This window comes from Streptomyces sp. PA03-6a (genome assembly GCF_033792765.1).
Taxonomy (GTDB): Bacteria; Actinomycetota; Actinomycetes; order Streptomycetales; family Streptomycetaceae; genus Actinacidiphila.
Genome location: NZ_JARAVK010000567.1, coordinates 1 through 1,156 on the forward strand (window position 1 = coordinate 1; position 1,156 = coordinate 1,156).

Consider the following 1,156-nt stretch of genomic DNA (forward strand, 5'->3'; position numbering starts at 1 on the left):
CACGGGGTCAGGGGGTCAAGGGGTCAGCGTCCACTTCTGGTTGGCGCCGCCGGTGCAGGTCCACAACTGGAGCCGGGTGCCGTTGGCGGAGTTGTTGCCGGTGACGTCCAGGCACTTGTTCGCCTGCGGGTTGACGATGTCGCGCGCACCGGAGAGGACCCACTTCTGGTTGGTGCCGCCGCCGCAGTCCCACAGCTGCAGCTGGGAACCGTCGGCGGTGCCGAAGTCCTTGACGTCCAGGCACTTGCCCAGGGCGCGCAGGGTGCCGTCGGAGGCCGTGGTCCACTGCTGGGCGGCGGTGCCGTTGCAGTCGTAGAGCTGGACGGGGGTGCCGTTGGCGGGGTTGGCCCCGGCGACGTCGACGCACTTGCCGGCCAGACCCGTGATGCGGCCCGTCGAGCCGCCCCCGCCCCCGCTGTCGGAGGTGGTGACGCGGACGTAGTCGACGACCAACTGCTGCGGGAAGGCGGTGCTGCCGTCGGGGTCGCCCGGCCAGTAGCCGCCCACCGCGAGGTTGAGGATGACGAAGAACGGCTTGTTGAACACCCACGGGCGGCCGCCGAGGTCGGCCGGGGTGCGCCGCTGGTAGACGGTGCCGTCGACGGACCAGCTGATGGCGTCCGGGCTCCAGTCGACGGCGAAGGTGTGGAACGCGTCGGCGAAGGCCTGGCCGCCCGGCAGGGTGTAGCCCGCCCCGATGCCGCCGGAGCCGAAGTAGTCCGGGCCGTGGATCGTGCCGTGGACGGTGCCGGGCTCGAAGCCGACGTTCTCCATGATGTCGATCTCGCCGCTGGCGGGCCAGCCGACGTTGCCGATGTCGTTGCCCAGCATCCAGAACGCGGGCCACATGCCCTGGCCGCGCGGGATCTTCATCCGGGTCTCGACGTGGCCGTAGGTGGTGGTGAAGCGGCCCGAGGTGTTGAGCCGGGCGGAGGTGTACTGGCAACTGCCGTACCAGCACTGGTAACCGGCGGGGTTCTCCTTGCGGGCGGTGATGACGAGGTGGCCCTGGCCGTCGAGGGCCGCGTTGCGGTTCCCTGCGGTGTAGTACTGCCGTTCGTGGTTGTTGACGTTGTCACCGGTCTCGATCTGCCACTTGCCGCCGTCGACGGCGGCAAGTGGCAGATCGAGACCGGTGACAACGTCAACAACCACG

The 1,156-nt window shown here is 69.7% G+C and carries 1 protein-coding gene; it reads right to left on the reverse strand.

What is annotated here, in order from left to right:
* Positions 1 to 15: 15 nt before the first annotated feature.
* Positions 16 to 1,156, reverse strand: a 1,141-nt coding sequence (locus PV350_RS46650) for an RICIN domain-containing protein (RefSeq protein ID WP_500339315.1), incomplete at its 5' end; no start/stop codon positions are given.